This is a genomic window from Croceicoccus sp. (genome assembly GCF_983967925.1).
The window spans coordinates 106,205-131,414 of sequence record NZ_CFETID010000006.1 but is presented as its reverse complement, the minus strand read 5'-3'; the positions used below and the strand labels follow the sequence as shown (position 1 = coordinate 131,414).

Below are 25,210 nucleotides of genomic sequence, written 5' to 3'. Positions count from 1 at the left end.
TCATCGCCATCAACAAGGACGAGGACGCACCCATCTTCCAGGTCGCCGACATCGGCTTGGTTGCGGATCTGTACAAGGCCGTGCCGGAACTGACCGAGAAAGTTTGAAGAGGATAAGAGCATGGACAAGCAATTGAAACTCCTCATCGGCGGATCGCTGGCGGATGGCGGCGCGGGCACATTCGACGTGGTGAACCCCGCCACCGGCAAGGCCTTCGCGCAGTGCCCCAAGGCGAGCGAGGCGCAGCTGGACGAAGCGGTCGCCGCGGCGAAGGCGGCGTTTCCCGCGTGGGCGGCAACCGATGCGGGCGAACGCGGCGCCATGCTCGCCAAACTGGCCGATGCGCTGGAAGCGCGGGTCGCCGAATTCGCCTCGCTGCTGACGATGGAACAGGGCAAGCCGACGCGTCAGGCCATGGGCGAAATTATCGGCAGCACCTATGTCCTGCGCGCCTTTGTCGACAAGCGGGTTGAGCCTGTCGTCCTGCGCGACAAGGGCGGCAAGACCGTCACCGAACATCGCACCCCGCTGGGCGTGGTCGCGGCGATCACGCCGTGGAACTACCCGGTGATGATGCTGGTGCAAAAGCTCGCGCCCGCGCTGGTCACGGGTAACACCATGGTGCTGAAACCCGCGCCGACCACGCCGCTCACCAGCCTGCTCTTCGCCGAGCTTGCCAGCGAGATCCTGCCCGCAGGCGTCTTCAACGTGATCTGCGACGAGAACGATCTGGGCGGCAAGCTGACCGCCCATCCGGGCGTCGCCAAGATCGCCTTCACCGGATCGACCGCGACGGGCAAGAAGGTGATGGCCTCCGCCGCCGCGATGGTAAAGCGGGTCACGCTGGAACTGGGCGGAAACGACGCCGCCATCGTGCTGGACGACATCGACGCCAAGGCGGTCGCCAAGAAGATCTACGAAGGCGCGATGACCAATGCGGGTCAGATCTGCGTCGCGATCAAGCGCGCCTATGTGCCCGCCAATATGTACGACGCCTTTTGCGAGGAAATCGCCCGTCTGGCGAACGAGGCCATCGTCGACGACGGATCGAAGCAGGGCACCACGGTCGGCCCGATCCAGAACCGCCAGCAGTTCGAAAAGGTCAAGGAACTGGTCGAGGATGCCAAGCTGCACGGCAAGGTGATCGCGGGCGGCGAGGCGCTGGACCGCGACGGCTATTTCATGCCGCCGACAATCGTGCGCGACCTGCCCGACGACGCCCGCCTCGTTCGCGAAGAGCAGTTCGGGCCGGTGCTGCCGGTCCTGAAGTATGACGACATCGACGATGTGATCGCCCGCGCCAATGCGTCGGAATACGGCCTGGGCGGCTCGGTCTGGGGCAAGGACCTGACGCGCGCGACCGAGGTGGCGCAGAAGATCGACACCGGCACGGTCTGGGTGAACCAGTATCTCGCGATCGATCCGCGCATCCCGTTCCGCGGGTCCAAGCAATCGGGCCTGGGGACCGAGCTGGGCGATGAGGGCATGCTGGAATATACGCAGGCCCATATCGTCAACGCCGTCCCGTTCGAGGACGCCTGATACGGGCCGCACCGACGCGCAGCACCGTTTCGCCATCGGCCTTGGGCCGCTGGCGATCCGGTCTTGCGTGTTGAACGCGGGCGGCTTTTCTTTATGGCCGGGATCATGGAACCCAGCGACATCTCCCGCCCGGTCAATTTCTGCCAGACATGCGCGGTGCGCAATCGCGCGATCTGTGCCGACCTCGACGATGGAGAGATCGGCCTGCTCAACAGCATCGGTCGCCGCCGCAAAATCGAGGCGGGCGAGCAATTGCTGTGGGAAGGGGACGACGCCGTCCTCGTCGCCAATGTGATCGAGGGGGTGCTCAAGCTGTCCTCGGAAACCGCGGGCGGCAAGGAGCAGATACTGGGTCTTGCCTATCCCTCGGACTTTCTGGGGCGCCCGTTCGGCGAGACCAACAGCTATGGCGTGGAGGCGCTGGTCCCGACCGAGATCTGCGTGTTCTACCGCGCCGATTTCGACCGCTTCGCGCGCGAACACCCCAAGCTGGAACACCGACTGCTGGAACGCACCCTGTCCGAACTCGACCGCACGCGGCGCTGGATGCTGCTGCTGGGCCGCATGAATGCCGAGCAGAAGCTGGCGAGCTTCCTGCTGGAAACGGCGGAAAGGCTCGCGCCCGCCTCTTGCAGCTTCGTGGGCGAGGCGCCGCGCCGGATCGAACTGCCGCTTTCGCGCCAGCAGATCGCCGACGTGCTGGGCCTGACCATCGAAACCGTCAGCCGCCAGTTCACGCGCATGAAGAAGGAAGGGCTGATCGACATTGCCGGCCGCCGCGATGTCACCATCCTCGACTGGCAGGCCCTGTCGGACCGCGCCGAATGAAACGCACCGGGACGCCGCCGGTCGGTAAGCGGCGCCCCGGTGCTGCCTGTCGCTTCGTTCATCCCCCGATTCAGAAGCGCCAGGCAATCCCTGCACCGATCACCCATGGGTCGAGCTTGTGCTCGGTCTGGATCGCCAGCGTGTCGCCCGCATACCAGCGCGCCGTGGTGTCGATGAAATAGCGCTTGGCATCGATGCTGAGCGCAAGGCCGCTGTCGTTCAGCGGAATGTCGACGCCTGCCTGCAGCGCGATGCCGAATTCATCCGACATGCGGAAATCGGTCACGCCCAGCGGCAAGGTCGCCGCGCCCGGCTGTTCGTCTATCCAGATGAAATAGGCCGGACCCGCGCCGACATAGGGCTTCACCGCGCCCAGATCCGCGTGATATTTCAGCGTGAAGGTCGCGGGCACCAGCTTGGCATCGGACACCAGTTCCGCGCCGGGCAGGCCGGTCGTGCCGTCGACGTCGTGCTGGGTCAGGCAGCAGATCGTTTCCAGCGAGATCGCATCGGTAAAGAAATATTCGATGGCGATCGTCGGCACGACATTGTCGTTGGCCTTGGTCTGGGTATCGGCGGGCAAGCCGACGATATCGGTTTCGACATCGCTGATCTTGCCGTCGGGCAAGACACCGGTGACGAACGCCTTGACCTGCACATGGCCCGCGCGATCCTGCGCATGGGCGGCAACGGGACCGGCGGCAGCGGCAAGTGTGAGCGCACCGATCAGGAGTGGCAGTTTCATCGAATATTCCCGGCGGCGCAGTGACCGCCCCATGCGGCCCAGGATTGTTGCGTCGCTGAGGGGCAGATGCCTGCGCCTGTCCGCGCTTTCATTGACCCACATCAATGATGCGCCGCGCCTTTGGGAACAGCGTGCGCAGGATGCAGACCCTTCGAGCCGCCCCGCCAGCGAATTGCGATCAACTCTTCGGCCGCTTCGTCGCGGATGTGCTGCCGCCCGAAGCCTCTCAGGCAGCGCGGATTCATCTGCGTGAACTGGCGCAGCCCGTCAGTGCAGTCGGCGGCGAAGCGGTCTTTTCCTCAACCACCCAGGCGCGCGTGGTCCATATCGCGCGCGGATCGGTCAGGCTGGTCGCGCACGCCTCGCAGCAGCGCGACCAGGTGCTCTCGTTCCATTTCGCGGGCGATCTCGTGCTGGTCCCCGCGCGCGGGGCGCACGGCTATACGCTCTATGCGCTGGGCGAATGCGAGATGCTGGCCTTCGCCGCCGACCCGCTGTTCGAACTGGCGCGGAAGGAACCCGGCCTGGGCCACGCATTGCTGACCCGAACGCTGCGCGCGCTCGCCCGTTCGCGCGAAAAGACCATCGCGCTGGGCCGCAAGACCGCGCAGGAACGGGTGGCGAGCTTCCTCGTCGGCATGGCGCAGCGCATCGGCGTGCCGGACGACAAGGGCTGCCTGCTCGACCTGCCCATGTCGCGCCGCGACATCGCCGACAGCCTTGGCCTGACGATCGAGACGATCAGCCGCCAGCTGGGCGAATTGCGCGATGCCGGGCTGCTCGCGACCTCGGGACGCTCGCAGATCCGCCTGCTCGATCTGCCGGGTCTTGCGGCGCGCGCGGGCCATTTGCCGGCGGGCGCGCTGACAAAATCGTCAATTTGACCTGCATCAACGAAACGCCCGCTCGCGCTCCCTAGGGCACACCCAAACGGACGGAGATTTCCATGCACGCGGAAGCTGCAATCGGCCGCACCGGACTTTGGTTCGCGGTCCTGATCGTATCGATACTGGTCTTCATGACGGCGGCGGACAGCGGTTTCGCCGCCCATGCGGTGATCGTCGGCATCACCGCCTTCGCGCTGATGGCGATGAGCGCGGCGCGCTTCGACCCGCTGGGCAAGGCGCAGGGCTTCTTCAAGATGCCCGAGGGACCGTCGAAATATGACGACGATGTCATTCGCTGGGGTGTCATCGCGACGATGTTCTGGGGCATGGCGGGGCTGCTGGTCGGCGTGTTCATCGCTTCGCAGCTGGCCTTTCCGCAGCTGAATTTCGAGCCTTACCTGAACTTCGGGCGGGTGCGCCCGCTGCACACCAGCGCGGTGATCTTCGCGTTCGGCGGCAATGCGCTGATCGCGACCAGCTTTTACGTCGTACAGCGCACCTGCCGCACGCAGCTGGCGTTCCCCGCCCTCGCGCGCTTCGTGTTCTGGGGCTACCAGATGTTCATCGTGCTGGCGGCGACCGGCTATCTGCTGGGCATCACCCAGTCCAAGGAATATGCCGAGCCCGAATGGTACGTCGACCTGTGGCTGACCATCGTGTGGATCGCCTATGGCGCGGTGTTCATCGGCACCATCATCCGCCGCCACGAACCGCATATCTATGTCGCGAACTGGTTCTATCTGGCGTTCATCGTGACCATCGCGATGCTGCATGTGGTCAACAATCTGGCCATCCCGGTCAGCTTCGTCGGATCGCGCAGCTACAGCGCCTTTTCCGGGGTGCAGGATGCGCTGACCCAGTGGTGGTACGGGCATAACGCGGTCGGCTTCTTCCTGACTGCCGGCTTCCTGGCGATGATGTATTATTTCGTGCCCAAGCAGGCCGAGCGCCCGGTCTATAGCTACCGGCTGTCGATCATCCACTTCTGGTCGCTGATCTTCCTGTATATCTGGGCGGGGCCGCACCACCTTCACTACACCGCGCTGCCCGACTGGGCGCAGACGCTGGGGATGGTGTTCTCGGTCATGCTGTGGATGCCCAGCTGGGGCGGCATGATCAACGGCCTGATGACGCTGAACGGCGCATGGGACAAGGTCCGCACCGACCCGATCATCCGCATGATGGTGATGGCGCTCGCCTTCTATGGCATGAGCACCTTCGAAGGGCCGATGCTGTCGATCAAGAGCGTCAACAGCCTGTCGCATTATACCGACTGGACCATCGGCCACGTCCATTCCGGCGCGCTGGGCTGGAACGGCATGATCACCTTCGCCTGCATGTACTACCTCGTCCCGCGGCTGTGGAAGCGCGAGCGGATGTATTCGCTGCGCATGATCAACTGGCACTTCTGGCTCGCCACCATCGGCATCGTTTTCTACGCCGCCAGCATGTGGGTGGCGGGCGTGACCCAGGGGCTGATGTGGCGCGAATACGGGGCCGACGGCTATCTGGTGAACAGCTTTGCCGACACGGTCGCCGCGCTGCACCCGATGTATCTGATGCGCGCGTTCGGCGGCCTTCTCTACCTCTCCGGCGCCGCGATCATGAGCTTCAACGTCTGGATGACGCTGGCCGGCAGGCTGCGCGAGGAAGCGCCGATGAGCGATGCGCCCTACGACCCGCAGGCCGACCACCCGATCGTCCAGTCCGCCGCAACCGCCGTTCCGGCCGAATAAGGAAGGCCGACCATGAGCATGACCGAACGCCACAAGAAGCTTGAGCGCAACATCACGCTGCTGTCGGTGGCCACCTTCGTGGCCGTCGCCATCGGCGGGCTGGTGGAAATCGCCCCGCTGTTCTGGATCGACAACACGATCGAGGAGGTCGAGGGGATGCGCCCCTATACCCCGCTGGAGCAGGCCGGGCGCGACATCTATATCCGCGAAGGCTGCTATTCCTGCCACAGCCAGATGGTCCGCCCCTTCCGCGACGAGGTGGAGCGCTATGGCCATTACAGTCTGGCCGCTGAAAGCATGTACGACCACCCGTTCCAGTGGGGATCGAAGCGCACCGGCCCGGACCTCGCCCGCGTGGGTGGCCGCTATTCCGACGAATGGCACGTCCAGCACCTCGAAAACCCGCAGAGCGTGGTGCCCGAAAGCGTGATGCCGCAATACGGCTTCCTGCTGGAAAGCGAGCTTGAGGTGCACGATCCGGCGGCGAACCTGGTCGCGCTGCGCCGCGTCGGCGTGCCATATTCGGATCGCGACATCGCGCAGGCGCGGGAGGACATGATCCTGCAGGCCAATCCCGACGCGGGCGGCGATGTCGACGAATTCCTCTCGCGCTATCCCAAGGCGCAGGTCCGCGATTTCGACGGGCAGCCCCAGCAGCTGACCGAGATGGATGCGCTGGTCGCCTATCTGCAGATGCTGGGCACGCTGGTCGATTTCGGAAGCGCCGCCGCTCAGGAAGAGCTGGCCGAGGAGACGGGCCGATGAGCGTCTACGAAACGCTGCGCCATTTCGCCGACAGCTATGCGCTGGTGGTGATGCTGGCGATCTTCGTGACGCTGTGCGCGTGGCCGTTCCGCCCCGGCGCGACCCGCCATAACCGCGCCGCCGCGCATTCAATCTTCAAGGACGAGAACGATGGCGAATAAGCGCCCAACCGGGAAACGGATCGACGAGCCGACGGGCACCGAGACCGTCGGCCACGAATGGGACGGGATCGAGGAGCTCGACACCCCCATGCCGCGCTGGTGGCTGTGGACCTTCTATCTCACGATCGTCTTCGCCATCGGCTATGTCATCGCCTTTCCCGCCTGGCCGATGGTCGACAAGGCGACCGAGGGCGTGCTCGGCTGGTCCAGCCGCGGCCAGCTGGCGAAGGAGATCAGCGCCGCCGACCTCGCCCGGCAGGGCGTACGCGACCGGCTCGCCCGCATACCGATCGAGCGCCTGCCGGACGACAGCGCGCTGATGGCGCAGGCGGTCGCGGGCGGCAATGCCGCGTTCAAGGTTAATTGCGTGCAATGCCACGGATCGGGCGCAGCGGGCAGCCAGAACCTGGGCTATCCCAATCTCAATGACGACGACTGGCTGTGGGGCGGCGATCTTCGCGCCATCGAATACACGCTGACCCATGGCATAAGGCAGGCGGGCCACGACGAAACCCGCATGAGCATCATGCCCGCGTTCGAGGGGATGCTGGAACCCGCGCAGGTGGAAGCGGTGGTCAGCCATGTCCTGTCGCTGAGCGGCAAGGCCGAGGGCAGCGCGCTGGGCGCGCAGGTTTTCGCCGACAATTGCGCGGTCTGCCATGGCGCGCGCGGAGAAGGCAGCCGCGAATTCGGCGCGCCCAACCTGAGCGATGCGATCTGGCTGCGCGGCAGCACGCGCGAGGATATTCGCAGGCAGGTGCTCACCCCGCGGCTGGGCATGATGCCCAAATGGGAAGGGCGACTGGATCCGGTGACGATCAAGATGCTGGCCGCCTATGTCCACTCGCTTGGCGGCGGCGAGGATTTCGTGGAGGTCGCCGAGGACCCGGCGGTCGAGGTCGATGAACAGCCCTGACGGCCCGGACAGTGACGACGGGCACCGCGACGATGCCGTCCTGGTGAAGGACGGCATCGCCAGGACGAACCGCCCGGTCAGCAGCGCCGTCGCCGATCCCGGTGCGGCCACCCACCGCCACGAACCGCACGAGCCCGAGCGCACCCATCTGCCCGAAAAGCTCTATGAAAAGCGCCAGGCGGTGCACAACAAGCGCATCGACGGGCCGTTCCGCCGGTTCAAATGGGCGATGATGATCGTCACGCTGGTGATCTATTACGTCACCCCGTGGATCCGCTGGGATCGCGGCCCCTATGCGCCCGATCAGGCGGTGCTGGTCGATCTGGCGAACCGCCGCTTCTACATGTTCGGCATCGAGATATGGCCGCACGAATTCTATTTCGTCGCGGGGCTGCTGATCATGGCGGGAATCGGCCTGTTCCTGGTCACCAGCGCGGTAGGGCGGGCATGGTGCGGCTATGCCTGTCCGCAGACGGTGTGGACCGATCTGTTCCAGCACGTCGACCGCTTCGTCGACGGCGACCGCAACGCGCGAATGCGCCTCGACGCCGCGCCGTGGACCTGGAGCAAGGTTTTTCGCCGCGCGTTCAAATGGACGATCTATGCCGCGATCGGCTTTGCCACCGGCGGCGCGTGGATCCTGTATTTCGCCGATGCACCGACCCTGCTGCGCGACTTTTTCGCCGGGAATGCGGCCCCCGTCGCCTATGTCACCGCCGCGGTGCTGACGCTGACGACCGTGGTGCTGGGCGGCTTCATGCGCGAGCAGGTGTGCATCTACATGTGCCCATGGCCCCGCATCCAGAGCGCGATGCTGGACGAGAAATCGCTGATCGTCACCTACAAGGACTGGCGCGGCGAACCGCGCGGCAGCGTCAAGAAGGCGCAGAAACATCCCGGCCAATTCGGCGATTGCATCGACTGCAATCTGTGCGTCGCGGTCTGCCCGACCGGCATCGACATCCGCGAAGGGCCGCAGATCGGCTGCATTACCTGCGCCCTGTGCATCGACGCCTGCGACCGGGTGATGGCCGATGTCCGCCGCCCGCGCGGCCTGATCGATTATGCCACGCTGGAGGATTGCGAGCGCGAGGCGAGGGGGGAAACCCCGCGTTCGCCGTGGCGCACGCTGCTGCGGCCGCGCACCATCGCCTATTCGCTGATCTGGGCCAGCATCGGCCTTGCGCTGCTGTTCGCGCTGGGCGTGCGCAGCCACGCGGGCCTCACCGTCTCGCCCGACCGCAACCCGCCCTTCATGCTGATGAGCGACGGGTCGATCCGCAATTCCTTCACGCTGAAGCTGCGCAACATGGAAAGCCGCCCGCGCGACATGGAAATCGCGCTCGAGGGGCTGCCCGGCGGCGTGATGTGGTCCGACACGATTCGCCGCGGCGACGCCGCGCCCATGCAGACCGTCACCGTGCCCGCCGACCAGACCCGCACCGTGCGCGCCTATGTCATGGCGCCTGCCGGGACGGGCGAGCAGGACTTCGCCTTCCGCATCACATCTCAGGACGAACAGCGGGAGACCGACAGCGTCGAAACCCGGTTCTCCGCGCCCGAAGCCAGCCAACCGCGAGACAGTCAATGAAAAGCGAATTCACCGGACGCCACATGACCGCCGTGCTGGTCGGCGGCTTCGGCATCGTGATCGCGGTCAATCTGGCGATGGCGACGCTGGCGACCCGCGGCTTCGGCGGCGTGGTGGTCGAGAATTCCTATGTCGCCAGCCAGAAATACAACGGCTGGCTGGATGAGGCGCGCAAGCAGCAAGCGCTGGGCTGGAGCGTGGATGTGAAACGCCAGAGCGGCGGCACCATCGCGATGGCCCTGCACGGCGTGCCCGATGGCGCGGACGTCACCGCGCAGTTCCGCCGTCCGCTGGGCGAGCCCGGGACGACCGAACTCGCCTTCGCCGCCGCCGCGCCTGGAAGGCTCGTCTCGACAACCCCGGTCGCGGCAGGCCGCTGGATCGCGCGCATCGCCATCACCGCGGGCGGCGATCGCTGGACGCAGGAGGTCCACATCGAATGAACGCGCCCGCCGTTATCGACACCGCCGCCGCCGCGCCGCTAACGGACACGCGCCTCACCGTGCCCGGCATGCGCTGCGCGGGCTGCATCGCCAAGATCGAGCGCGGGCTGAACGCGCTGGAGGGCGTCTTCCAGGCGCGCGTGAATTTCTCCGCCAAGCGCGTGGCGGTACGGCACGGCCCCTCGCTGGACGAAGACGATCTGGTCGAAGCGCTGCGCCATCTGGGTTTCGAGGCGCAGGCCGTCGCCGCCGATCCGCTGGTCCGAGACGGCAAGGAAACCCGCGCCCTGCTCCGCGCGCTGGCGGTGGCGGGGTTCGGCATGATGAACATCATGCTGCTGTCGGTCAGCGTCTGGTCGGGCGCGGGCGGGGTGACGCGCGAGCTGTTTCACTGGCTGTCCGCGATCATCGCCCTCCCGGTCGTCGCTTATGCGGGGCGGCCCTTTTTCGCCTCCGCCGCCATGGCGCTGCGCTATCGACGGACCAACATGGACGTGCCGATCTCCATCGGCGTGCTGCTGGCGACCGGCCTCAGCCTCTATGAAACCGTCACGGGCGGTCAGCATGCCTATTTCGACGGCGCGGTGATGCTGCTGTTCTTCCTGCTGGCGGGCCGCGCACTGGATGCCGCGATGCGCGGCCGCACCCGCGCGGGCATTGGCGCCTTGCTGGGCCGGATGGGCCGCAGCGCGGGCGTGGTCCAGCCCGACGGATCGATCCGCCGGGTCGCCGCCGACTCGCTTGAGCCGGGAATGCTGATGCTGGTCGCGGCGGGCGAGGCGCTGGCTGCCGACGGCGTGCTGGAAGATGTCGCCGCCGCCACCATCGACAACGCGATGCTGACCGGCGAAAGCCTGCCCGAACAGGTCGCAGTCGGAGCCGATATCCACGCGGGCGCGATCAATCTGATGCGCCCCATCCGCGTGCGCGTTACCCGCACCGGCAGCGACACCGCAATCGCCGAAATCGCGCGGCTGATGGACGAGGCGGGGCAATCGCGCAATCGCTACGTCCGCATCGCCGACCGCGCCTCGCGGCTCTATGCGCCTGCCGTGCATGCGCTAGCGGCGCTGGCGTTCATCGGCTGGATGATCGCGGGGGCGGGCTGGCACCAGTCGCTGGTGATCGCGATCGCGGTGCTGATCATCACCTGTCCCTGCGCGATGGGCCTCGCCGTCCCCGCCGCGCAGGTGGTCGCTTCGGGCGCGCTGATCCGGCAGGGCCTGCTGGTCAAGGACGGCAGCGCGCTGGAACGGCTGGCCGGGGTCGACATCGCCCTGTTCGACAAGACCGGCACGCTGACCCTGGGCGAGATGCGCGCGGACACCGGCGGCTTGTCGGACGAGCAGAAGGCCGCCGCCCTGTCGCTAGCGCAGGCGAGCCGTCATCCGCTCAGCATCGGCCTTGCAAAATCGCTGATGGCGGAAGGGATCGTGCCTGCAGCGGTAACCGACATTCGCGAAATGGAAGGCGTCGGCATTTCCGGCAGGATCGGCATGCGGGAGATCGCACTCGAACGCCCGCAGGCCGGCGGCGACGGCCCTCAGGTGCAATTGCGCGTCGGGGAAGATGCGGCCCTCATCCGCTTCGCCGACCGGTTGCGCCCCGATGCACCCGCCGCGCTGGCGCGCCTCCGCAGCCTTGGCGTCGGTGCCAGCATGGTTTCCGGCGACAGCGCCGCCGCCGTGGCGCGCATGTCCGAACATCTCGGCATCCCCGGCGAAGGCGAAGTCGCGCCCGCGGGCAAGCTGGGGGCGCTCGCAACCCTCAAGGCCGCAGGACACCGACCGCTGATGGTGGGCGACGGGCTGAACGACGGCCCAGCGCTTGCCGCCGCTTATGCCTCGATCGCGCCGGGCACCGCCAGCGACGCCAGCCAGCAGGCCGCCGACGCGGTCTTCATCGGCGAAAGACTGATGCCCGTGGCGCTGGCGGTGCAGGTCGCACGGCGCACCATGGCCATCGTGCGGCAGAACTTCGGCTTCGCCATCGGCTATAACATCCTCGCGGTCCCGCTGGCGCTGGCGGGCATGGTCACGCCCTTGATCGCGGCGGTCGCGATGTCGCTCAGCTCGCTGGTGGTGGTGGGCAATTCGCTGCGGCTGGCGCGCGCGGCACGGGACCACCGGGCATGAGCGTGCTGATCTACCTCATCCCCGTGGCGCTACTGATGGGCGGCGCGGGGCTGGCGCTGTTCTTCTGGGCGATGCGCGACGGCCAGTTCGAGGATCTGGACGGCGCGGCCAATCGCATCCTGATCGACGACGAGGAGGGCGAGGACGCATGATCGCGCCCCTCTTTGCCTTGGTCGCGTTGCTGCCGCTCGCCATCGGCACGCCGCCGCCCTCGGCCACGACCATGCAGGTCACCATCTGTTCGGGCGCGCAGAGCCGCACGGTCGAGGTCCCGATCCCCGGCAAACAGCCCGCCATGCCGCCGCCGTGCCCCGCCAAGGCCTGCCACGCCGGATGCAACCGCAAGCAATTTGATCCATCGCAATGACGGCAGGGGCTGCCCGCGCGAAACAGGCTGGCATGTGGCCTTATCATCCCGACCTGCTCGCGGTGCCCGTCCCGCGCTACACCAGCTTCCCGACCGCCGCCGAGTTCGTGGAGATCGAGGTGCAAGCCTATCGCCATGCGCTGGAAACGCTGTCCGGCGACGTCTCGCTCTATGTCCATATCCCGTTCTGCGAGAAGATCTGCTTCTACTGCGGCTGCAACACCGGCGCGGCGGGGCGGCGGCACCGGCTGGAAAGCTATCTCGACGCCTTGCACCGCGAGATCGAGACCGTTTCCGCATTGCTGCCCGTGGGCACGCGGGTGCGGCGCGTGTCGTTCGGCGGGGGCAGCCCCAATGCCATCGCGCCGACCGATTTCGTCCGGCTGGTCGATGCGCTGACGATCCGCTTCGGCCTGTCGGACCCCATCTGGTCGATCGAGCTCGACCCGCGCACCATGTCGCAGGAATGGGCGATGGTGATCGAACGCGTCGGCATCCAGCGCGCCAGCCTGGGCGTCCAGACTTTCGCCGCGCATTGCCAGCGCCGCATCGGCCGCGTCCAGTCCGAGGACATGATCCTGCGCACGACCGACATGCTGCGCGATGCGGGCGTTTCGTCGCTGAGCTTCGACCTGATGTACGGGCTGCCCGGACAGAGCCGCGACGATCTGCTCGACAGCCTGCAGCGCACCCGCGTGCTGGGCGCGGACCGGATCGCGCTGTTCGGCTATGCCCATGTGCCGCACGTGATCCCGCGCCAGCGCGCCATCGACGACAGCGACATGCCCGATCAGGCCGAGCGTTTCGCCATGGCCAGCCTCGGCTTCGCCTATCTGGTGACGCATGGCTACATGCCGGTCGGCTTCGACCATTTCGCGCGCGCGGGCGGCGATCCGCTGGCCCGCGCGGCGATGGACGGGGCGCTGCACCGCAATTTCCAGGGCTTTACCGATGACGACGCGCCCAATCTGATCGGGCTGGGCGCCTCGGCGATCAGCTCGTTCCCGCATCTGCTGGCGCAGAATCAGAAGAACAGCGGCCGCTATCGCATGCGCGCAGGGGCGGGACATTTGACCGCCGAGCGCGGCATCCACCGCAGCGCCGAGGACCGCATGCGCGGCGAGGTGATCGAGGGGCTGCTGTGCTCGGGCCGCGCCCATATCCCGCGTCAGTTCCTGCCCGAGATATGCCACGCGCTCGAACCGTTCCTCGACCGCGGGCTGGTGCTGCTGTCGGGCGACCAGCTTGAGATCATGGCCGACGGACTGCCCTATGCGCGGACCATCGCGGCGCTGTTCGATCCCTATCGCCAGCACTCGCCGCGGCGTTTCAGCTCGGCGGTGTGATCCGGCCCGTAAGGAGAAGTATTCATGCCGTTGTGGTTCTTTCCCGCCCTGGTCGGCGTCCTCGCCGCCGCCAGCCTGCTTGCCGGGATCTGGCTGCTGCTGCACCTGCGCGACGTGGCGGCAATGTTCGGCAGGCATTCGGGCGAAATCGCGCGCGGACCGGGCAGGCGGCGGGCGAGCAATGGCGCGGTATGGGCCGCGATCATATTGTTCAACGCCGGATGGATCGGCGCGCTGGTCGTCTGGCTGTTCGTGATGGGCGGCGATGCAAATCTCGTCACCGACGCCTCGATCTGACGGTTCAGATCGCGCCCGCGGCAATATAGAGGCCGACCGCGATCACCAGCAGCGCAAAGGCCCTCTCCATCAGCGCCTTGTGTCCCGAAAGCCTCCGACCGGCGACGATCCCCAGACCGGCCCCGCCGATCCCGCCCGCCACCAGCAGTGCGGTCATCAGCCAGTCGACATAGCCCGACAGCGTATAGGATGTCGCCGTGGTCAGCCCCAGCGCGGTGACCACCACCAGCGATGTGCCGACGGCATAGGCGAACGGCATGGCGGTCGCGGCGATCAGCGCGGGCACGATCAGAAAGCCGCCGCCGATCCCGAAGAACCCTGCCGCCAGCCCGACTCCCAGCCCCAGCGGCACAAGGCGCGGCAGCAACACCCGTGCAGTGCCGCGCGACAGCCGCACATCGGGATCGTCGGCGCGCCTGCGCCCGCGCAGCATCGACAGGCCGACCCCGATCATCAGCAGGCCGAACAGCATCAGCAGGCGCGCGCCGTCGACCGACTTGCCGATCTCGGCCCCGATGGCCGCGCCGACGATGCCCGCCGCCGCGAACACGATGGCGCAGGGCCATTTGACCATTCCGCCTTTCGCATGACCGGCAAGGCTGGCCAGCGCATTGGCGGTGACCGCCACCGCCGCCGTGCCGATCGCCGCATGGGTGGATCCGATGCCGACGACATAGACCAGCAGCGGCACGGCCAGGATCGATCCGCCGCCGCCGACCAGCCCCAGCACGGTGCCGATGAATCCGCCCGACAGCAGCGCCAGCGCGATCTGGATGGCGGTCACCCTGCGTCAGCCTGCCATGCGCCGGTTCCACGGCATGTGCCGCAGCATGGTCGCCATGCCGCACCAGCCGGTGATCCCCGCCACCATCAGCCCCGCGCCGACAAAGGCCGACAGGCCGAAGAAGCCGGGGCCGACCAGAAAGCCCAGCACCACGCCCAGCAGCGCCAGCGATCCCGCCGCGATCTGCACCTGCCGCATCAGCTCGATCGGCTGGCCGGTGTCCTTGGCCACGTCGAAACCAGCCTGCCGCCACGCGTCGAGCCCGCCTTCGATCATGTAGCAATCCGCGCCCGCCGCAGCCGACAGCCGCGCCGCATTGGCCTGCGTCCGCGCGCCCGAGCGGCAGTGATAGACCACCGGTGTACCGCTCGTTTCCATGCGGTCGATGTCCGTCACCGGCACGTTGCGCGCACCGGGGATGCTTTCGCGCGCGAATTCGTCGGGTCCGCGAATGTCGACAAGCGCCGCGCCGCTTTCGATCAGCCTCTTGGCTTCGCGCGGCGAGATGGGGGTCATGGTCATGGGATCAGTCCTCCTGACAATAGAGTTGGTAGAGTGCCGCCAGCAGCGTCTCGGTCCGCGGATCGGCGATCCGGTACCACAGCGTCTGGCTTTCCCGCCGGAACGCGACGAGACCTTCGTCGCGCATCTTCGCGAGGTGCTGCGACAGCGCGGACTGCGACAGGCGGACATCGGCGGAGAGGTCGGTCACCGTCCGCTCGCCATGTTCGACCAGCTTGCACAGCACCATCAGGCGGCGGCCATTGCCGATCGCTTTGAGTAGCTGCGCCACGCCATCGGCCTTTCGTTCGAAGGCGGCGAGATCCATCGGAGGTTTGAGCATCATACGTTCTTTCATATTAGGTATTGCTAATATAGAACACGCTAATATATAGTCAAGGACAGAAACGAGAGGTTTTTCCAATGACTGAACCCACATCCGCCAAGCCCATCATCGAGGCTTTCTTCGACGAGCCCACCAACACGATCAGCTATCTGGTCGTCGATCCGGCGACCAAAACCGCCGCCGTGATCGACCCCGTGCTCGATTTCGACCTTGCCAGCGGAGAGGTCGATGTCGCCTCGGCTCGCCGCATCGTTGCGCGGGCGGAGGGGCAGGGCTGGGACATCGCGATGGTGCTCGAAACCCATGCCCACGCCGACCACCTGTCCGCTGCGCCCTTCATCAAGGCGAAGACCGGCGCGCAGATCGGCATCGGTGAGCATATCCGCGACGTGCAGAAGATCTTCCGCCCGATGTTCGCGTTTGACCAGATGAAGACCGACGGCTCCGACTTCGACCGCCTGTTCTTCGACGGCGAGCGGTTCCCCATCGGCGAGCTGGAGGTGGAGGTGATCCACACCCCCGGCCATACCCCCGCCGATGTCGCCTATCGGATCGGCGATGCGGTCTTCGTCGGCGATACGCTGTTCATGCCCGATTACGGCACCGCCCGCGCGGATTTCCCCGGCGGCGACGCGCGCCAGCTCTATCGCTCGATGCGCCGGCTGCTCGCGCTGCCAGAGGATACGCGCCTGTTCATGTGCCACGATTACAAGGCGCCGGGCCGCGACGAATATCGCTGGGAAACGACCGTCGGCGAACAGCGCCGGCACAGCATCCACGTCCATGACGGCGTGAACGAGGACGAGTTCGTCGCCATGCGCGAGGCGCGCGACGCCACCCTGTCCGCACCGCGCCTGCTGCTGCCCTCGATCCAAGTCAATATCAGGGCAGGGCACTTTCCGGAGGCGGAAGAGAACGGCGTCCGTTTCTTGCGCATTCCGGTGAAGATCAAGGGCGACGCGCAGGACGCCGAAGGGTCGACTGGGTCCTGATCCCCCGCGAATTCGGGGCAATGCCCGATGGCCGGGGCCTTCCTGCTGCCTAACATCCCCCCGACGGCAACAGGGGCGGGATCGATATGGATTGGCGGGGAACGGGCAGGATCGGGACGACCCTATGCGCGGCGGGTGCCGCGGCGGCCCTGATCCTGCCTGCCCCCGCGTCAGCCCAGACGTCGGCGCAGGCGCAGCCGCTGCCCGAGGAATTCGGCATCGTCTACCGCGAGGCCAACCCCTCGGAACGCCAGACCATCGAAGATATCGCCAAGCGCCTTTTCCCCAACCGGCGCGATGAGATCGACGATGTAATCGATGCGATCGAGGACGAGGAAAAGGCCGAGATCGACGAGGCCAGCTTCCTCAAGGGCTGGGAAGGCGAGGGGTCCTTCGGCGCCAATCTCGACACCGGCAATACCGAGGAATGGGGCGTCAACGCAGGGGTCGAGGTCACGCGCAAGAACAACCTTTGGGAACACCGCTTTTCCGCCGACCTGAACATCCGCGAAGTGAACGACGAGCGGACCGAGGAACGCCTTGGCGCAGGCTATCGCGCCCGCCGCGACTTTACCGATTCGCCGGTCTTCGCGTTCGGTTCGCTGGAATATGAACGCAATCCGTTCCAGGGCATCTCGCGCCGCTTTACCGAGGTGATCGGCGCGGGCTACCAGATCGTCGACACCGACGATATCGACTGGGAGGCATCGGGCGGCCCGGCGCTGCGCCAGACCCGCTTTACCGACGGCACGAACGAGAACCGGCTGGCCGCCTTTCTCGACACCAGCTTCAAATGGGACATCACCGATACGCTGGCGTTCAGCGAAAAGATCACGCTGGTGCTGGACGAGGTGAACAGCACACTCACCACCTCGACCGCGGTGACGACCGACCTTTACGGCAATCTGTCCGCGCGGCTGTCGTTCGACACGATCTACGAATCCGATCCCGCGCCGGGGACGGTCTCGTGGGACACCAGCACGCGGCTCAGCGTCGTGCTGGGCCTCTGACCGCGCAAGACGTCAGCCCGCCGGAGGGCCCGCCGGAGGGACGCCCTGCCGGTCGTCGTCCTCACCCTGCTTGACGCGGAACGTGGCCCAGATCTCGCTTTCGGGCAGGCCTTCCTGAATGTCGTCGGCGGGATTGGGATCGATCCCCATGCCCTGCCGGTGCAGATGCGCCTTGGCGATCATGTTCGCGGTGATCGGCGCCGAAATGAACAGGAACAGCGTGATCAGCAGTTCATGCGCGGTATATTGCCTGTGATAGACCGGAAAATAGATCATCGACGCGACCAGCACGCCCCCCACGCCCAGCGTCGTCGCCTTGGTCGGCCCATGCAGCCGCGTCATCAGCGAGGGCAGGCGCACCAGCCCCCACGACCCGATCAGCGCGAACCCCCCGCCCAGCAGGATCAGGAACGCAATGATGATGTCGGCCGCGCCATTCATCGCCATCACTCCACGATATCGCCGCGCAGCAGGAACTTGGCATAGGCCACCGTTCCCACGAACCCGACCATGGCGAACAGCAGCGCGGATTCGAAATACATGGTCGATCCCTCCTTGATGCCGAACAGCACGATCAGCGCGATGGCATTGATGACCATGGTGTCCAGCGCAAGGATCCGGTCGCCGCGCGTCGGCCCGGCGAACAGGCGCCAGACGTTCAGCAATATGGCAAGGCCGATCAGCACATAGCCCGCCGTGATCGCGACGTTGAGCAGCGGAGAAAGCGTGGGGGCTATCTCGGGAACGGTCATCGAAAGATCCTTTTCAGCCGGTCTTCGTATCGCGACTTGATCCTGGCCACTTCCGCCGCGGGGTCGGCGGCGTCCAGCGCGTGGACCAGCAGCGCGTGGCCGTCGGCGGACACGTCGGCGGAAACGGTGCCCGGCGTCAGGCTGATCGTGCCGGCCAGCGTGGTGATCGCCTCGGGCCGGCGGATGTCGAGCGGGATCACCAGCCAGCAACTGTTGAGATCGCGGTTGCGGCGGAACAGGATCAGCCGCGCGACCTGGAAATTGGCGACCACGATATCCCAGATCACCAGCCCGATATAGCCCAGCAGCGGCCAACCGATATGCAGCAGCGGCTTGTCCCGCCAATAGGGCGCGGTGATCAGCGGCACGATCACCCCGATCAGCAGCGCCATGACGATGGTGCCCGCCGCCAGCGTATTGGCCAGCAGGATCCAGACAAGGAACAGCAGCACCGCAAGCGCGGGGTGGGGGAACAGACGGCGGATCATCGCGTGCCCTCCTGCTCTAGCAGCACGGCCGCGGCATAATCGCCGACCGAGAAGATCTGCGCCGCGGTCGCCTCGGCGTTGCGGGTGACGGGGCCTGCGAACAGGGTCAGCGCGGCCAGCAGCGCGCACAGCATCCATGCGGGCGCGGCGGCGATGGCCTTGTCGCGGGGCTGCGGTGTCTCGCCATCGGGAAACGCATATTCGTCCGCGCGCGATTTCCAGAACAGATTGCTGCCCGCACGCGCAAGGCCAAGGATGCACAGGAACGTGCCCAGCAGGATCGCGCCCCAGATCCACGCGGCAAAGCGCGCGTCGGCGCTGGCCGACAGGATCAGCAGCTTGCCGATGAAGCCCGACAGCGGCGGCAGGCCCGCCAGCGCGATGGCGGCCAGCATGAACAGCGCGCCCAGCTGTCCCATGCGCGCGAAGGGGCGGTCGGGCACCAGCGTATCGTCGGTATCGCCGCGCGCCCGCGCGACGAGGTCGGTGACAAGGAACATCAGCGCGCCCGCCAATACCGAATGCGGCAGGTAGTACAGCGCCGCCGCGATCGTGTCGGGCTGGAACAGCGCCACCGCCGACAGCAGCGTGCCGGTCGAACCGATGATCCCGAACGCCGCCATCAGCCGCATGTCCCGCGCCGCCAGCACGCCGACGAAGCCCGCCATGATGGTCAGGAGCGATGCGGGCAGCATCCATGCGGCAGGCGCCCACGCGGCCGCGCCCGCCTCTGCGCCAAAGATCAGCACGGTGGTGCGCAGGATCGCATAGACGCCGACCTTGGTCAGGATCGCGAACAAGGCCGCGACCGGGGCCGATGTGCTGGAATAGGCGCGCGGCAGCCACAATTGCAGCGGCAGCAGCGCGGCCTTGAGCGCGAACACCACGATCAGCACCTGCGCGCCCGTGCGGATCAGCGCCTGGTCGCCCGCGGGTGCGGAGGCCACCCGCACCGCCATGTCCGCCATGTTGAGCGTGCCGGTCATGCCGTACAATATGCCCAGCGCGATCAGGAACAGCGTGGATCCGACCAGGTTCACGACCACATATTGCACGCCCGCCTGCAGCCGCGCCGCGCCCTGTCCATGCAGGATCAGGCCATAGCTGGCGATCAGCAGCACCTCGAAGAACACGAACAGGTTGAACAAATCCCCCGTCAGGAACGCGCCGTTCAGGCCCAGCAGCTGGAACTGGAACATCGGATGGAAATGCCAGCCCCGCCGGTCCAGCTGCGTCAGCACCGCATGGACCAGCACGCACAGCGCCAGCACATTGGTCAAGAGCACCATCATCGTCGACAGCCGGTCGAGCACCAGCACGATGCCGAAGGGCGCGGGCCAGTCGCCCAGCCGGTACACGCGGATGACGCCGTCCGACGCCTCGGCGAACAGGGCGATTGTCACCGCCACCAGCAGCACGCTGGACGTCAGCGAGAAGATCGCCGCCAGCCGCGTGGTGCGCACCGAACGCAGCAGCGTGATCGCGGCCACCACCGCGGGAAGCAGGATCGGGACGATCGTCAGCATCAGTGGTTGGCCTCGGCGTCGGTGAGGTCGCCATCTTCCGCCGTTCCGTCGACGTGGTCGGTCCCGCTTTCGAGGAAACTGCGCAGCGCCAGCACCACCACCAGCGCGGTCATGCCGAACGAGATGACGATGGCCGTCAGCACCAGCGCCTGCGGCAGCGGATCGGTATAGTCCGCGCCCTTGGCGTAGATCGGCGGCCTGTCCACCACCAGCCGTCCCATCGAGAACAGGAAGGCGTTGATCGCATAGGACAGCATCGCGATGCCCAGCACGACCGGGAAGGTGCGGCCGCGCAGGCACAGGTATATGCCTGCCGCCGTCAGCACGCCGATGGCGCTGGCGACCAGGAATTCGACGCTCATCGTGGTGCCTCCGGTCTGGCGTCAAGGCTCTGTTCGCGGACCGCTTCCTCGCGGCTGGGGTCGATGTCCATCGCGTGTTCGGACCGCTTCTCCTGCTCGGCCCGCTGCGTCGCATTGGCCAGCTGCGCCAGCGCCAGCATCACCGCGCCCACCACGGTCAGCGCGACGCCGATGTCGAACAGCATGGCGGTGGCCAGCTCGATCTCGCCCACCAGCGGGATATGGAAATAGCCATAGGAGCTGGTCAGGAACGGCTCTCCGAATGCCAGCGATCCCGCGCCCGTCGCCGCCGCCGTCAGCACCCCGCCCGCGATCAGCGCATGACGCTCGGTCCGGCGGCGTTCCTCGGTCCATTCGAAGCCCGAGGCCATGTACTGGATCAGCATCGCGATGGAGAAGATAAGCCCCGCGATGAAACCGCCGCCCGGCATGTTGTGCCCACGCAGGAAGATATAGAGGCCGACCACGATCGCCATCGGCAGGATCAGCCGGCCCGCGACCACCAGCATCATCGGATGGCGTTCGGGCGAACGGATGATCCCGTCCATCAGCGCCAGCAGACGCCGCCCCGAGACCCCGCGCACCGCGGGCTGCAGCAGCGCAAAGATCGCCAGCGCCGCGATGCCCAGCACGATGATTTCGCCAAACGTGTCGAAACCGCGGAAATCGACCAGGATCACGTTGACGACATTGGTTCCGCCGCCGCCGGGCTTGGCCTGCAGCCAGTGATAGGCCGAGATCGTGTCGCCCTGCGGCCGGGTCATCACCGCCCATGCGGCCCAGCCGACACCCGCGCCGCCGAGGATACCCAGAAGCCCGTCGCGGAGATGGCGCGCGTTCGAACTGCTGGTCGGCGGCTTGCGCGGCAGCAGGTGTAGCGCCAGCAGCAGCAGCAGGATCGTCACCGTCTCGACCGAGATCTGCGTCAATGCAAGGTCGGGCGCGGACAGGAAGACGAAGCCCACCGACACGACCAGCCCGATCACGCTGATATAGACGAGCGAGAGGAACCGCTGGCGATGCGAATAGACCACCGCCGCGGCCCCCGCGACCAGCGCCAGCCACAGCAGCACGGCCACCGGCGGCGCGGGGATCGTCTCGCGCCCGCCCATGGCGAAACCGCCCGCCAGTTCCGATCCGAACCACATGCCTTCGAGGCCCAGAACTAGCACGAAGGCGAACAGCACGAACAAAGTGCGCTGCAGCGATCCGTTGTGGAACCCGTAGGACACGACCCGGCTGGCGCGCACCGCCGCGTCGATGCCGCGGTCGAACAGGCGTTTCGCCACCGGGATCGGCAGCGCGTTCCATACCCGGTCGAACGCGCCGAAGCGCCACAGCACCAACAATCCGCCCGCGACCGCAATGATGCTCATGAACAGGGCAGGGGTCAGCCCGTGCCACAGCGACAAGTGGAAATAGGGCGCTCCCTCGCCGGTGACGGCGGCGGCCACGACCTCTACGAAGCGCTGCGCCATCAATCCGGGCAGCACGCCGATCAGCACGACCAGCACCACCAGAATGGCGGGCGGACCCCACAGCCCGATGCCGGGATCGTGCGGCGGCTTGGGATAATCGCTGCGCTTCGGCCCGAAATAGACGTGCGCGATGAAACGGAACGAATAGGCCGCCGACAACAGCGCCGCGATGGTTGCCACCACCGGCACCAGCCAGCCGATGCCCGCCCAGCCGGTATGCGCGGCTTCCTCCAGCATCATCTCCTTGGACAGGAAGCCGTTGAAGGGCGGAACCCCCGCCATCGACAGCGCCGCGATCGTGCCCAGCGTCGCGGTGATCGGCATCAGCGCCGCCAGCCCGCCCAGCCGCCGCGCATCACGGGTGCCGACCTCATGGTCCACGATGCCCGCGTTCATGAACAGCGCCGCCTTGAACGTCGCATGGTTGATGATGTGGAACACGCCCGCCACCGCCGCCAGCCGCGTGCCGAACCCGAACAGCATGGTCAAAAGGCCCAGATGGCTGACCGTGGAATAGGCGAGCAGCGCCTTGAGATCGTTCTTGAACAGCGCCACGCCCGCGCCGATCAGCATGGTGACCAGACCCGTCGTCGCGACCAGATAGAACCACAGATCCGTCCCCGACAGCACCGGCCACAGCCGCGCGATCAGGAACACGCCCGCTTTCACCATGGTCGCGCTGTGCAGATAGGCGCTGACCGGCGTGGGCGCGGCCATCGCGTGGGGCAGCCAGAAATGGAACGGAAACTGCGCCGACTTGGCGAAACAGCCCAGCAGGATCAGCACCAGCGCCACCGGATACAGCGGCGATGCCTGCACCGCGTCCTTTGCCAGCAGGATCTGTGTCAGATCGTAAGACCCCGCGATCCGGCCCAGCAGCACCAGCCCCGCGATCAGCGCAAGCCCCCCGCCGCCCGTCACCGCCAGCGCCATGCGCGCGCCCTGCCGCCCCTCGGCCAGATGGCCCCAGAAACCGATCAGCAGGAACGACGAAAGGCTCGTCATTTCCCAGAACACCAGCAGCATCAGCACATTGTCGGACAGCACGATGCCCAGCATCGCGCCCTGGAACAACATCAGAAACGTCAGGAAGCGCGCCGAACTATCGGCGGCAGAGAGATAGCTATTGGCATAGACCACGATCAGGAAACCGATCCCCAGGATCAGCCCCGCGAACATGAGCCCCAGCGGGTCCATGAAATAATGCGCGTTCAGCCCGATCGCAGGCACCCAGTCGATCCGCGTGGTGGCGATCTCGCCCGCCAGAACCGCGGGCGCCTTGACCAGCACCAGCGCCAGCGCGGCCAGCGTGAACAGCCCCGCGATGACCGCATGGACCTTGCGCGGTGCCCGGGCCGCCAGCCCGATGGCGATCGCGCCAAGGAACGGCAGGGCGGAAATGAGCAGCAAGTCCAACGGGAACTCCGGCTATCGAACTTCGGACCTAGGGTGGGCCGGCGGAACGACCCCGGTGAGGCATGCATCGCGGCGGATGCACACATGTCCGATACAACATCGACAGCGCATGTCCATGGCCCGATCCGCCCGAAAGGGGCCTTCAGGGCGTCCACGGCCCGGGAAACGCCCGCCGCGCCCGCAAAAAGGGCGATTCGCGGATAAAGACCGCGTTAACCATCCATTCCGGTGTGTCCCGCCGCACGAGGCAAAATTTTTTTCGCCAAAGGTTAACGCGCGAATTAACCGTCTATCACCGCGAATAAAGGCACTTTGCCGTAGTCCGCCTGACATAATCGGGATTTAAACGGATGGTTAACCGGTTCGACACGGGAACCAGCCTGTGACCTTAGGGGTTTCTAGCGACAAGACACAATCTGCATGAGGTAACCCGAGCCATGTATACGCCAAGCTACCGCACGAGTTCGCCCGACCGCTGGACTCTTCCGCGCCCTTATTCCGATGCTTCTCAGCGCTTTATGAAGTTCGGCGCCGTTCAGCCGATGCATGAGCCGACCCTTTGGCAGCGGCTTTTCCGCGTCAACTGACGACTGCCGCGAACGTGCTCGAATGCGCGTTTACGAAGATTAACGGCCAGCTCCCGTGAAGGGCGCTGGCCGTTTTTGCGTTAAGATTTGAACGACGCGCCGCGCCGATTCGGATGGATCCTCATTGGCCGCGGATCGCCGCCAAAAAGGCATCGCCGCGCACCAGCTTGAAGTTCTGGGTCGCATTGCCGTCCGCGTCGGGGCCGTTGTCCCCGTCCTGCGCGATGAAGATGCCGTCCAGAAAATCCGGTCCGAAATCGCCCGCGGCGAATTCGATGCCGTCGGTCTCCACCGTCCCGTCGATCCGCGCGCCGTCGGCGATGCGCACGCGGCCCACATAGGCCATCGTGGGCAGGCTAAAGGCGGCATAGGCATTGTCGCCCTGGCTCGACGCGATCAGATAGCCACCGTCCTCGCCCATCGGCGCGATCGCCAGCCCCTCGACATCGGGCACCAGCGCGGTGCCGTCGGCACTTGCGACCAGTTCGCCCACCGGCGCCGCCTGCGACAGGTCGAAGCGGTGGATGCCGACATTTTCCTCGCCCACGTAAAGCAGGTCGGTGCGCGCATCGACGACGCAGCCTTCGCTCTGGCTGGGAATCGCGAACACGCGGGTGGACAGAACCGATGGCGCATCAGCCGTCCCGCCGATCACCGCCTCGATCACCGGGCCTTCCTTGGTCACCACATAGGCCCGTGCCAACCCGCCATCCGCGCGCGGCGGGGCCATGCAAAAGCCATAGGCCTCACCCGCATGGTCCAGCGGCAGCCGCGCGGCCTTGGTCAACTGGCCATCGGCGGCCAGCGTGAAGAACGAGATCGCTGGCCGCTCCGCTTCGGTCCGGTCGCTTGCCGCCACCAGCACCGTGCCATCCGCCAGCGTGACCAGATCGACATTGTTGAGCAGCCCCGCCGGGACGAAATCTATAACGCTGCCGTCCAGCGCATAGCTGTAGAGCCCCGCCTTCTTGTCGGTACCCAGCACGATGCTTTTCGACGCGTCCACCGGGTTGCGCCAGATCGCCGGATCGTCGGCGGCATCGGCATTGGCGGTGCCCACCGGCATGGTCTCGACCGCCGCCTCTACGCTGCCCGTCGGCCAGGGCGAGGGCGGCCAGACCTTCTCCGAAGCGCAGCCGGCCAGCAGGACGGCCGGGGCGACAAGGGCCCCGACCAGGATCGTATGTCTCATGGGATTTCCCCTGTTCC

Annotated in this window: 27 protein-coding genes and 1 pseudogene; 17 read left to right on the top strand and 11 right to left on the bottom strand. The window is 66.4% G+C overall.

Going from position 1 to position 25,210, the window contains the following annotated elements; translation table 11 throughout:
• From AC4FIJ_RS05755 to AC4FIJ_RS05745, 3 genes and pseudogenes are all read left to right on the top strand, one after another.
• Nucleotides 1–107: pseudogene (locus AC4FIJ_RS05755) on the top strand (electron transfer flavoprotein subunit alpha/FixB family protein); the annotation flags it as partial.
• Between the two features lie 13 nt (nt 108–120).
• Nucleotides 121–1,542, top strand: coding sequence for an aldehyde dehydrogenase family protein (locus AC4FIJ_RS05750; protein WP_490335753.1), 1,422 nt, complete (start codon nt 121–123; stop codon nt 1,540–1,542).
• Nucleotides 1,543–1,647: 105 nt separating this feature from the next.
• Entirely contained in the window at nt 1,648–2,370 is a 723-nt protein-coding gene (locus AC4FIJ_RS05745; RefSeq protein ID WP_490335752.1) for a Crp/Fnr family transcriptional regulator, read from the top strand.
• 70 nt (nt 2,371–2,440) lie between these two features.
• On the opposite strand, the gene AC4FIJ_RS05740 is transcribed toward AC4FIJ_RS05745, so the two are convergent.
• Nucleotides 2,441–3,115 (bottom strand): OmpW/AlkL family protein, encoded by a 675-nt coding sequence (locus AC4FIJ_RS05740; RefSeq protein WP_490335751.1) that lies wholly within the window; start codon nt 3,113–3,115, stop codon nt 2,441–2,443.
• A gap of 140 nt (nt 3,116–3,255) precedes the next feature.
• Here AC4FIJ_RS05740 and AC4FIJ_RS05735 point away from each other — a divergent pair, with 140 nt between their 5' ends.
• From AC4FIJ_RS05735 to AC4FIJ_RS05680, 12 genes are all read left to right on the top strand, one after another.
• Entirely contained in the window at nt 3,256–3,999 is a 744-nt protein-coding gene (locus AC4FIJ_RS05735; RefSeq protein WP_490335750.1) for a helix-turn-helix domain-containing protein, read from the top strand.
• Between the two features lie 62 nt (nt 4,000–4,061).
• Nucleotides 4,062–5,738, top strand: a complete 1,677-nt coding sequence (gene ccoN, locus AC4FIJ_RS05730; RefSeq protein WP_490335749.1) for a cytochrome-c oxidase, cbb3-type subunit I — start codon at nt 4,062–4,064, stop codon at nt 5,736–5,738.
• A 12-nt stretch (nt 5,739–5,750) separates the two neighbouring features.
• Entirely contained in the window at nt 5,751–6,503 is a 753-nt protein-coding gene (gene ccoO, locus AC4FIJ_RS05725; protein WP_490335748.1) for a cytochrome-c oxidase, cbb3-type subunit II, read from the top strand.
• Nucleotides 6,500–6,664, top strand: coding sequence for a cbb3-type cytochrome oxidase subunit 3 (locus AC4FIJ_RS05720; protein ID WP_185883903.1), 165 nt, complete (start codon nt 6,500–6,502; stop codon nt 6,662–6,664). The genes ccoO and AC4FIJ_RS05720 overlap by 4 nt, the downstream gene beginning before the upstream one ends.
• A complete protein-coding gene (gene ccoP / locus AC4FIJ_RS05715) occupies nt 6,654–7,580 on the top strand; it encodes a cytochrome-c oxidase, cbb3-type subunit III (RefSeq protein ID WP_490335747.1) in 927 nt (308 codons plus the stop codon). The genes AC4FIJ_RS05720 and ccoP overlap by 11 nt, the downstream gene beginning before the upstream one ends.
• Nucleotides 7,567–9,171 (top strand): cytochrome c oxidase accessory protein CcoG, encoded by a 1,605-nt coding sequence (ccoG, locus tag AC4FIJ_RS05710; RefSeq protein ID WP_490335746.1) that lies wholly within the window; start codon nt 7,567–7,569, stop codon nt 9,169–9,171. Before ccoP ends, ccoG begins: the two co-directional genes overlap by 14 nt.
• Nucleotides 9,168–9,614 (top strand): FixH family protein, encoded by a 447-nt coding sequence (locus tag AC4FIJ_RS05705; protein ID WP_490335745.1) that lies wholly within the window; start codon nt 9,168–9,170, stop codon nt 9,612–9,614. Before ccoG ends, AC4FIJ_RS05705 begins: the two co-directional genes overlap by 4 nt.
• On the top strand, nt 9,611–11,749 hold the full coding sequence (locus AC4FIJ_RS05700; RefSeq protein ID WP_490335744.1) for a heavy metal translocating P-type ATPase: 2,139 nt from the start codon (nt 9,611–9,613) through the stop codon (nt 11,747–11,749). The genes AC4FIJ_RS05705 and AC4FIJ_RS05700 overlap by 4 nt, the downstream gene beginning before the upstream one ends.
• Nucleotides 11,746–11,901, top strand: a complete 156-nt coding sequence (gene ccoS, locus AC4FIJ_RS05695) for a cbb3-type cytochrome oxidase assembly protein CcoS (protein WP_490335743.1) — start codon at nt 11,746–11,748, stop codon at nt 11,899–11,901. The genes AC4FIJ_RS05700 and ccoS overlap by 4 nt, the downstream gene beginning before the upstream one ends.
• Nucleotides 11,898–12,116, top strand: coding sequence for a hypothetical protein (locus tag AC4FIJ_RS05690; RefSeq protein ID WP_490335742.1), 219 nt, complete (start codon nt 11,898–11,900; stop codon nt 12,114–12,116). Before ccoS ends, AC4FIJ_RS05690 begins: the two co-directional genes overlap by 4 nt.
• 32 nt (nt 12,117–12,148) lie before the next feature.
• Nucleotides 12,149–13,462, top strand: coding sequence for an oxygen-independent coproporphyrinogen III oxidase (gene hemN / locus AC4FIJ_RS05685; protein ID WP_490335741.1), 1,314 nt, complete (start codon nt 12,149–12,151; stop codon nt 13,460–13,462).
• A gap of 24 nt (nt 13,463–13,486) precedes the next feature.
• Nucleotides 13,487–13,759 carry a hypothetical protein gene (locus AC4FIJ_RS05680; protein ID WP_490335740.1) on the top strand — a complete coding sequence of 91 codons (273 nt, stop codon included), beginning with the start codon at nt 13,487–13,489 and terminating at the stop codon, nt 13,757–13,759.
• Nucleotides 13,760–13,763: 4 nt separating this feature from the next.
• On the opposite strand, the gene AC4FIJ_RS05675 is transcribed toward AC4FIJ_RS05680, so the two are convergent.
• Genes AC4FIJ_RS05675 through AC4FIJ_RS05665 form a run of 3 tightly spaced genes read right to left on the bottom strand, consistent with a single transcriptional unit; the run spans nt 13,764 to nt 15,390 of the window.
• Entirely contained in the window at nt 13,764–14,543 is a 780-nt protein-coding gene (locus AC4FIJ_RS05675; protein ID WP_490335739.1) for a sulfite exporter TauE/SafE family protein, read from the bottom strand.
• Between the two features lie 6 nt (nt 14,544–14,549).
• Nucleotides 14,550–15,065: a rhodanese family protein gene (locus AC4FIJ_RS05670; RefSeq protein ID WP_490335738.1), complete on the bottom strand. Its 516-nt coding sequence runs from the start codon at nt 15,063–15,065 to the stop codon at nt 14,550–14,552.
• Nucleotides 15,066–15,069: 4 nt separating this feature from the next.
• Nucleotides 15,070–15,390, bottom strand: a complete 321-nt coding sequence (locus AC4FIJ_RS05665; protein WP_490335737.1) for an ArsR/SmtB family transcription factor — start codon at nt 15,388–15,390, stop codon at nt 15,070–15,072.
• Nucleotides 15,391–15,467: 77 nt separating this feature from the next.
• Between AC4FIJ_RS05665 and AC4FIJ_RS05660 the strand changes: the two genes are divergently transcribed.
• Together AC4FIJ_RS05660 and AC4FIJ_RS05655 are read left to right on the top strand one after the other, a co-directional pair.
• Nucleotides 15,468–16,382 (top strand): MBL fold metallo-hydrolase, encoded by a 915-nt coding sequence (locus AC4FIJ_RS05660; protein ID WP_490335736.1) that lies wholly within the window; start codon nt 15,468–15,470, stop codon nt 16,380–16,382.
• A gap of 86 nt (nt 16,383–16,468) precedes the next feature.
• Entirely contained in the window at nt 16,469–17,392 is a 924-nt protein-coding gene (locus AC4FIJ_RS05655) for a DUF481 domain-containing protein (RefSeq protein WP_490335735.1), read from the top strand.
• Between the two features lie 12 nt (nt 17,393–17,404).
• Here the strand turns inward: AC4FIJ_RS05655 and AC4FIJ_RS05650 are convergent, their stop codons facing one another.
• From AC4FIJ_RS05650 to AC4FIJ_RS05620, 7 genes are all read right to left on the bottom strand, one after another.
• A complete protein-coding gene (locus AC4FIJ_RS05650; RefSeq protein WP_490335734.1) occupies nt 17,405–17,833 on the bottom strand; it encodes a Na+/H+ antiporter subunit G in 429 nt (142 codons plus the stop codon).
• A gap of 5 nt (nt 17,834–17,838) precedes the next feature.
• On the bottom strand, nt 17,839–18,144 hold the full coding sequence (locus AC4FIJ_RS05645; RefSeq protein WP_490335733.1) for a K+/H+ antiporter subunit F: 306 nt from the start codon (nt 18,142–18,144) through the stop codon (nt 17,839–17,841).
• A complete protein-coding gene (locus AC4FIJ_RS05640) occupies nt 18,141–18,632 on the bottom strand; it encodes a Na+/H+ antiporter subunit E (protein WP_490335732.1) in 492 nt (163 codons plus the stop codon). Before AC4FIJ_RS05640 ends, AC4FIJ_RS05645 begins: the two co-directional genes overlap by 4 nt.
• Complete coding sequence (locus tag AC4FIJ_RS05635; RefSeq protein WP_490335731.1) at nt 18,629–20,158, bottom strand: monovalent cation/H+ antiporter subunit D; 1,530 nt, start codon at nt 20,156–20,158, stop codon at nt 18,629–18,631. The genes AC4FIJ_RS05640 and AC4FIJ_RS05635 overlap by 4 nt, the downstream gene beginning before the upstream one ends.
• Nucleotides 20,158–20,520, bottom strand: a complete 363-nt coding sequence (locus AC4FIJ_RS05630) for a Na+/H+ antiporter subunit C (RefSeq protein WP_490335730.1) — start codon at nt 20,518–20,520, stop codon at nt 20,158–20,160. Before AC4FIJ_RS05630 ends, AC4FIJ_RS05635 begins: the two co-directional genes overlap by 1 nt.
• Nucleotides 20,517–23,414, bottom strand: coding sequence for a monovalent cation/H+ antiporter subunit A (locus tag AC4FIJ_RS05625; protein ID WP_490335729.1), 2,898 nt, complete (start codon nt 23,412–23,414; stop codon nt 20,517–20,519). Before AC4FIJ_RS05625 ends, AC4FIJ_RS05630 begins: the two co-directional genes overlap by 4 nt.
• A gap of 708 nt (nt 23,415–24,122) precedes the next feature.
• On the bottom strand, nt 24,123–25,193 hold the full coding sequence (locus AC4FIJ_RS05620) for a phytase (RefSeq protein ID WP_490335728.1): 1,071 nt from the start codon (nt 25,191–25,193) through the stop codon (nt 24,123–24,125).
• Nucleotides 25,194–25,210 lie beyond the last annotated feature (17 nt).

Excerpts from the sequence above, each read along its gene's own strand:
- AC4FIJ_RS05750 (WP_490335753.1), top strand. The coding sequence starts at position 121 with ATGGACAAGCAATTGAAACTCCTCATCGGCGGATCGCTGGCGGATGGC.
- AC4FIJ_RS05745 (WP_490335752.1), top strand. The coding sequence starts at position 1,648 with ATGGAACCCAGCGACATCTCCCGCCCGGTCAATTTCTGCCAGACATGC.
- AC4FIJ_RS05740 (WP_490335751.1), bottom strand. The coding sequence starts at position 3,115 with ATGAAACTGCCACTCCTGATCGGTGCGCTCACACTTGCCGCTGCCGCC.
- AC4FIJ_RS05735 (WP_490335750.1), top strand. The coding sequence starts at position 3,256 with ATGCAGACCCTTCGAGCCGCCCCGCCAGCGAATTGCGATCAACTCTTC.
- ccoN (WP_490335749.1), top strand. The coding sequence starts at position 4,062 with ATGCACGCGGAAGCTGCAATCGGCCGCACCGGACTTTGGTTCGCGGTC.
- ccoO (WP_490335748.1), top strand. The coding sequence starts at position 5,751 with ATGAGCATGACCGAACGCCACAAGAAGCTTGAGCGCAACATCACGCTG.
- AC4FIJ_RS05720 (WP_185883903.1), top strand. The coding sequence starts at position 6,500 with ATGAGCGTCTACGAAACGCTGCGCCATTTCGCCGACAGCTATGCGCTG.
- ccoP (WP_490335747.1), top strand. The coding sequence starts at position 6,654 with ATGGCGAATAAGCGCCCAACCGGGAAACGGATCGACGAGCCGACGGGC.
- ccoG (WP_490335746.1), top strand. The coding sequence starts at position 7,567 with ATGAACAGCCCTGACGGCCCGGACAGTGACGACGGGCACCGCGACGAT.
- AC4FIJ_RS05705 (WP_490335745.1), top strand. The coding sequence starts at position 9,168 with ATGAAAAGCGAATTCACCGGACGCCACATGACCGCCGTGCTGGTCGGC.
- AC4FIJ_RS05700 (WP_490335744.1), top strand. The coding sequence starts at position 9,611 with ATGAACGCGCCCGCCGTTATCGACACCGCCGCCGCCGCGCCGCTAACG.
- ccoS (WP_490335743.1), top strand. The coding sequence starts at position 11,746 with ATGAGCGTGCTGATCTACCTCATCCCCGTGGCGCTACTGATGGGCGGC.
- AC4FIJ_RS05690 (WP_490335742.1), top strand. The coding sequence starts at position 11,898 with ATGATCGCGCCCCTCTTTGCCTTGGTCGCGTTGCTGCCGCTCGCCATC.
- hemN (WP_490335741.1), top strand. The coding sequence starts at position 12,149 with ATGTGGCCTTATCATCCCGACCTGCTCGCGGTGCCCGTCCCGCGCTAC.
- AC4FIJ_RS05680 (WP_490335740.1), top strand. The coding sequence starts at position 13,487 with ATGCCGTTGTGGTTCTTTCCCGCCCTGGTCGGCGTCCTCGCCGCCGCC.
- AC4FIJ_RS05670 (WP_490335738.1), bottom strand. The coding sequence starts at position 15,065 with ATGACCATGACCCCCATCTCGCCGCGCGAAGCCAAGAGGCTGATCGAA.
- AC4FIJ_RS05665 (WP_490335737.1), bottom strand. The coding sequence starts at position 15,390 with ATGATGCTCAAACCTCCGATGGATCTCGCCGCCTTCGAACGAAAGGCC.
- AC4FIJ_RS05660 (WP_490335736.1), top strand. The coding sequence starts at position 15,468 with ATGACTGAACCCACATCCGCCAAGCCCATCATCGAGGCTTTCTTCGAC.
- AC4FIJ_RS05655 (WP_490335735.1), top strand. The coding sequence starts at position 16,469 with ATGGATTGGCGGGGAACGGGCAGGATCGGGACGACCCTATGCGCGGCG.
- AC4FIJ_RS05650 (WP_490335734.1), bottom strand. The coding sequence starts at position 17,833 with ATGAATGGCGCGGCCGACATCATCATTGCGTTCCTGATCCTGCTGGGC.
- AC4FIJ_RS05645 (WP_490335733.1), bottom strand. The coding sequence starts at position 18,144 with ATGACCGTTCCCGAGATAGCCCCCACGCTTTCTCCGCTGCTCAACGTC.
- AC4FIJ_RS05640 (WP_490335732.1), bottom strand. The coding sequence starts at position 18,632 with ATGATCCGCCGTCTGTTCCCCCACCCCGCGCTTGCGGTGCTGCTGTTC.
- AC4FIJ_RS05635 (WP_490335731.1), bottom strand. The coding sequence starts at position 20,158 with ATGCTGACGATCGTCCCGATCCTGCTTCCCGCGGTGGTGGCCGCGATC.
- AC4FIJ_RS05630 (WP_490335730.1), bottom strand. The coding sequence starts at position 20,520 with ATGAGCGTCGAATTCCTGGTCGCCAGCGCCATCGGCGTGCTGACGGCG.
- AC4FIJ_RS05620 (WP_490335728.1), bottom strand. The coding sequence starts at position 25,193 with ATGAGACATACGATCCTGGTCGGGGCCCTTGTCGCCCCGGCCGTCCTG.